Here is a 5,364-nt window from a genome sequence, read left to right as displayed (position 1 = left end):
CGAAGGATGACCTGCTTAGGATCGGCGTCGTCGATCATCTCGAGGTGAAGACCATCGACGCCATCCACGACCTGCCTGCTCGCGACTACCACGGAGTCGCCGAAGTGCTGAAGACGCTCGACGGGGCATGACTCTGCCGCCGGGGCACCGTGCAGGGTGAACGCAGACTTGTCAATACCCTGCGAGAGGCCTCGCGGTCTTCCTACCCTCGCACCATTAGCCGCCAGCTGCCGCGGGCCTCGGTGCGAAGACGGGCTGAGGATCTTGTCAATACCCGAGAAGAGGCGAACGGACCCGATCTATCGTCCCGCCATGAACGGCGCTCCACTCCTCGACATCGAATACATCCTCCCGTTGCGATGGGGGAGTGACGAGACGATGGACGATCTCACGGCCTACCTCACGCGTCTGCGCGCGTGGGCGGACGTGACGGTGGTCGATGGATCTGACCCCGACCGCTTCGCCTCGCACGCGTCGGCCTGGTCGGATCTCGTCCGGCACATCCCGTGCAACGAGACCACGGGCGCGAACGGCAAGGTGCGGGGCGTGCTCACGGGCATCGCATCCGCTCGGCACGAGCGTGTGGTCATCGCCGACGACGACGTGCGGTACGACTATCGCGCGCTCGCCGCGGTGGTCTCCGAGCTCGAACGCGCGACCCTCGTGAAGCCGCAGAACCATTTCGCTCCGCTGCCCTGGCATGCCCGGTGGGACACCGCTCGCAGCCTCCTCAACCGCGCCCTCTCGGACGACTACCCCGGAACCTACGCTCTGCGGCGCTCGGCACTGCTCTCAGCAGGTGGATACGATGCGGACACGCTCTTCGAGAACCTCGAGATGGAGCGCACCATCCGCGCGACCGGCGGTCGAATCCACTCCCGACCCGACATCTACGTCATGCGGCGCCCACCCACCGCCCGGCACTTCCTGTCGCAGCGGGTCAGACAGGCGTACGACAGCTGGGCGCAGCCGCTGCGCCTCGCGATCGAGGCGGCGATCCTTCCCACGGTGTGGATCCTGCGCCACCGACCGGGCTCGCTGGCGCTCGTTCTGCTCATGATCGTCGTGCTCGCCGAGCGCGGCCGACGACGGCTCGACGGCCGTTCGGTGTTCCCGGCGACCAGTGCATTGTGGGCGCCGCTGTGGGTCGCCGAGCGTGCGGTGTGCTCGTGGCTCGCCATCGCCACGCGGCTGCGCGGAGGGGTGCGGTACGGGGGAGCACGTCTGGGAGTTGCTGCCCATAGTCAACGCAGCATCCTGATGATGATCCGAGAGCGGGGAGACCGGCACGAGAATCGCCACGTCTCGTCACCCTGGCTCCGGTAACCTCATGCGCATGGCCACCGCAACGACGCAGACCCCGAAACGCGAGGCCTTCGGCTCGCGCAACGTCTTCATTCTCTCTGCGATCGGCTCTGCCGTCGGGCTGGGGAATATCTGGAGATTCCCCTACGTGGCGTACGAAGGCGGAGGCGGGGCGTTCCTCATCCCGTACCTGTGTGCGCTTCTCACTGCCGGAATCCCGCTCCTCTTCTTCGACTACGCGATCGGTCACCGATTCCGCGGCTCCGCGCCGTTGGCCTTCCGACGGATGCACCGCAGGGCCGAGCCGCTCGGCTGGTGGCAGGTGCTCATCTGCGTGGTGATCGCGGTCTACTACGCGGTGATCATCGCGTGGGCTGCGATGTACACGTGGTTCTCGGCGCAGCTGACCTGGGGGCCGGGCAACGAGAACGACTTCTTCTTCATCGACTTCCTCCGCTCGGCCGATGTCGCCGAGGTGGGCATCTCGACGGACTTCGTGCCGCAGGTCGGCCTCCCGCTCGTGGCGGTCTGGCTGATCGTCATCGTCATCATGGCGCTGGGTGTGAAGCGCGGGATCGGCCGGGCGAACATGATCCTGATGCCTCTGCTCACGGTGATGTTCGCGATCCTCGTGGTGCAGTCGCTGTTCCTGCCGGGCGCCATGGACGGGCTGAACGCCTTCTTCACCCCCAACTGGGAAGCGCTGGGCGACCCGGCCGTCTGGGCATCGGCCTACGGCCACATCTTCTTCTCGCTGTCGGTGGCCTTCGGCATCATGGTGACCTACTCGTCGTACCTGAAGCGCAAGACCGACCTCACGGGTTCCGGTCTGGTCGTGGCGTTCGCGAACTCCGGCTTCGAGATCCTCGCGGGAATCGGCGTGTTCGCGGCCCTCGGCTTCATGGCGCAGGCGCAGGGGACCGAAGTGGCCGGTGTCGCGTCGTCGGGAATCGGCCTGGCCTTCATCGCCTTCCCCACGATCGTCTCTCAGGCGGCGGGCGGCTCGATCATCGGCGTCCTCTTCTTCGGAGCGCTGGTCTTCGCGGGGGTGACCTCGCTCATCTCGATCCTCGAGGTGATCGTCGCGGCGCTGCAGGACAAGCTGGGCTGGGCGCGCATCCGCACGACGCTCACGGTGTCCATCCCGCTCGCGATCGTCTCGTTGGCACTGTTCTCGACGACCACCGCGCTGTCGGTGCTCGATACCGCTGACGCCTTCGTCAATGCCTTCGGCATCATGGCCGTCGCCCTGGTCGCGGTGATCGTGGTCGCATGGCTGCTGCACAAGCTGCCGGCACTCGTCGACCACCTCGATCGTCGGTCGAGCTTCCGGGTCGGGCGAGTATGGATGCTGCTCGTCGGCGCGCTCGCACCCCTCGTGCTCGGGTACCTGCTCGTCACCGAGCTGATCTCGAAGATCTCCGAGCCGTACGGCGGCTATCCGGGCTGGTTCCTCGCCGTCTTCGGATGGGGCATGGTCATCGCGCTCGTCGTGATCGCACTGCTGCTCTCGGCGCTGCCATGGAGCGGCCGCTCCCACGCCAAGGATGATCCCGAGTACGACGAGTTCCTCACCGAGGAGGACTACGAACCGGATGCCGAGACCTCGTCGATCCCGCTGATCGCGACCTCGGAACCGCACGCGACGGAGAAGGGAGCGGGCGCATGACCACGACAGCGATCGTCATGATGATCATCGCGATGGTCACGATCTGGGGCGGCCTCATCGCCGCCGTCGTGAACCTCGCTCGTCACCCCGAGGTAGCGGATGCGGAGCCGGCGCCGCCCGTCGAGCTCTGACAGTCTTACCCGCAGGAGGAGCGGGAATCAACCCGCTCCTCACGTTCCTCGATCCTGACTACTTTCTCTTCCAGAAGCACAGTCGACGGAAGAGGAGCCCATGAGCAGGACGCGGCCGCGATTCGATATCGACGAGTGGAGCATCGGTGCCGACGGCATCGACGTCGAGAACCTCGCCCATGAGGAGTCCGTCTTCGGACTCTCGAACGGTCATGTGGGCTGGCGGGGGAACCTCGATGAAGGCGACCCGCGCGGCGTCGCGGGCAGCTATCTGAACGGCCTCTTCGAAGAGCACCCGATGCCGTATGCCGAAGAGGGATACGGCTACCCCGAGTGCGGGCAGAGCGTGATCAACGCGGCCAACGGCCAGCTCATCCGGCTGATCGTCGGGGACGAGCCGTTCGACGTCCGTCGTGGATCGCTCACGTCGCACACCCGTCGTCTCGACTTCCGCGCGGGAACTCTCGAACGCGAGGTCGAGTGGACCAGTCCGACCGGCCAGCGGGTGCGGATCCGGTCGACGAGGATCGTCTCCTTCGCGCACCGCTCCGTGGCAGCGGTGCACTACCGTGTGCAGGCGCTCGGCGGTGCGGCGGACGTCACCGTCATCTCCGAACTGCTGGCGAACGAGCCGCTGCCGATCACGCACGACGACCCCCGGGTGCAGGAGCTGCTGAGCGAGCCGCTCGAGGGGGTGGCCTCGGCCGCCGACGCGGGTGCCGCCACCCTCGTGCACCGCACGAGGAAGAGCGGGCTCACGACCGCTGTCGCGATGGACCATCGCGTGAGCGGTTCTCCCCGGAGCGAGCCGAGCGTCGAGACGGATGTCGATGCGACGGGCGACCGTGCGCGTACCACGGTGCGCGCATCCCTGGCTGCCGGAGAGTTGCTCGAGATCGTCAAGCTCGTCGGTCATGAATTCTCGTCCGATCTCTCGATCGCCGCCCTGCGCGACCGGGCCGAGACGGCGGTCGGCGACGCGCTGCGGGCCGGATGGGAAGCACTGGTCGCCGATCAACGGGCGCGGCTGGACGACTTCTGGGAGTGCGCCGACGTGCGCGTCGACGGACCGGCACGGCTGCAGCAGGCCGTGCGCTTCGCGCTCTTCCAGGTCTTACAGGCCTCCACCCGCATGGAATTGCGATCTGTTCCGGGAAAGGGGCTGACCGGCTCCGGATACGAGGGGTCCCCCTTCTGGGACTTCGAGGCGTTCGTGCTCCCCGTCCTCACCTCGACCCTCCCGCACGCCGCCGAACAGGCGCTGCGGTGGCGACATTCCGTGCTCGATCGCGCTCGTGACAGGGCGGCGCAACTGCATCTGCAGGGTGCCGCATTGCCGTGGCGGACCATAGACGGCAGAGAGTCGTCGGGGTACTGGCCTGCCAGCACGGCCGCGTTCCACATCAACGCCGATGTGGCCGGAGCGGTTCTGCACTACGTGCGGGCGACGGGCGATGTCGACTTCGAACGGGAGGCCGGCCTCGAGATCCTGGTCGAGACCGCTCGCCTCTGGGCCTCGCTCGGGCGGTGGGACCCGCACGGCGGCTTCCACATCGACGGCGTCACGGGGCCGGACGAGTACTCGGCCATCGCGAACGACAACGTCTTCACGAACCTGGCGGCCCAGAAGAACCTTCGAGGGGCGGCGGCCGCTGCCCGACGGCATCCGGAGGTCGCGTCGGAGCTCGAGATCGCAGACGACGAGATCGCGAGGTGGGAACTCGCTGCCGCGGCGATGACGGTGCCCTTCGATGACGAACGGGGTGTGCACCCGCAGTCCGCCGGCTACACCGACCTCGAGCGGTGGGACTTCGAGTCGACGGCACCGGACGAGTACCTGCTGCACGACCAGTTCCCGTACTTCGACCTCTACCGCAAGCAGGTCGTGAAGCAGGCCGATCTGGTGCTCGCCCTGTTCTTCTCGCATGAGTCGTTCACCGCGGAGCAGAAGGAGCGTGCGTTCGAGTACTACGAGGCGATCACCGTGCGGGACTCATCGCTGTCGGCGGCGGCGCAGGCCGTGGTCGCCGCAGAGGTCGGTCACCTGGATCTCGCGCTCGACTATCTCGCCGAGGTCGCGACTCTCGATCTCGACGACCTTCATGGCAACACCGGTCAGGGGCTTCATGTCGCCGCTCTCGCGGGGGTCTGGACGGCCATCACCGCGGGCTTCGGCGGGATGCGCGACAGCGACAGCGGCCTGCGGTTCTGCTCGCGTCTTCCGCCCGAGATCGACGGGCTCGAGTTCGGGGTGCGCAT

The 5,364-nt window shown here is 67.1% G+C and carries 4 protein-coding genes; all 4 read left to right on the top strand.

The features are described from left to right. The first annotated feature begins 312 nt into the window (after positions 1-312). A complete protein-coding gene (locus J7E68_RS17675) occupies positions 313-1,326 on the top strand; it encodes a glycosyltransferase family 2 protein (protein ID WP_215174812.1) in 1,014 nt (337 codons plus the stop codon). Positions 1,327-1,336: 10 nt separating this feature from the next. Further along, positions 1,337-2,974, top strand: coding sequence for a sodium-dependent transporter (locus J7E68_RS17670; RefSeq protein WP_053099140.1), 1,638 nt, complete (start codon positions 1,337-1,339; stop codon positions 2,972-2,974). After that, positions 2,971-3,105: a methionine/alanine import family NSS transporter small subunit gene (locus J7E68_RS17665; protein WP_215174811.1), complete on the top strand. Its 135-nt coding sequence runs from the start codon at positions 2,971-2,973 to the stop codon at positions 3,103-3,105. Before J7E68_RS17670 ends, J7E68_RS17665 begins: the two co-directional genes overlap by 4 nt. 100 nt (positions 3,106-3,205) lie before the next feature. After that, the coding region (locus J7E68_RS17660; RefSeq protein WP_215174809.1) for a glycoside hydrolase family 65 protein at positions 3,206-5,364 on the top strand (2,159 nt) is incomplete at its 3' end.

It is taken from the genome of Microbacterium sp. ISL-103, from assembly GCF_018613995.1.
GTDB lineage: Bacteria > Actinomycetota > Actinomycetes > Actinomycetales > Microbacteriaceae > Microbacterium.
Note: the sequence above shows the minus strand (reverse complement) of the source record. Positions and strands in the feature narration are given on the sequence as shown.